1 protein-coding gene is annotated in these 578 nt (G+C 34.3%); it reads left to right on the top strand.

The window, feature by feature from the left end; genetic code table 4:
• Window positions 1-578 (top strand): hypothetical protein (locus N1F73_RS03860; protein WP_260360176.1); only part of this gene is annotated, 578 nt, incomplete at both ends.

The raw sequence follows: 578 nt of genomic DNA, 5'->3' as shown, positions 1-578 counted from the left end.
AATACTTTAGATGATTATCCTGATGCTAAACAAGCGTTGTTAGATGCTTTAAAAAATAGTGATAAAGTCGTTGGTAGAGATACAGACGCAACACCAGATTCGCAAGGTGTTACAAATTGATATCCTGAAGCAGACAAAGCTAAACAAATTGCTCCTAATTTTAATGATCAATTACCACTATTGCAAGACGCATTAAACAAAGCTCAAAAATCAACAAGCGATGCGGCTAAAAAAGCCTATGAAGCTGAAAAAGCTAAACTAGACGCTTTGGCCCAAGATGTTCAAGATGAACCATACGCAGAAGCTAAAGCAACATTAAGAAATACTATAAGCTCAATTGGTGATGAACTAGAAAGAGATCTTGCAGCAGCTGGCGATGATTTAGATAAGCAACGTAAAGCTTACGAAAAAGCTACGCAAGCATTAAAAACAGCAAATAAAGACTTTGAAAACGCTAAAATTGAAAAAGAAAAAGCAAAATACGAAAAAGAAGTTGGTAAATTAACTCAATTAAAAGACGCTTTAAGCAAATACCCTGATATTCAAAATCAATTGCAAGATGCTTTAGATTCTTCAAA

The sequence above is a fragment of the Mycoplasma sp. HS2188 genome (assembly GCF_025209835.1).
GTDB lineage: Bacteria > Bacillota_I > Bacilli_A > Mycoplasmatales > Metamycoplasmataceae > Mycoplasmopsis.
Note: the sequence above shows the minus strand (reverse complement) of the source record. Positions and strands in the feature narration are given on the sequence as shown.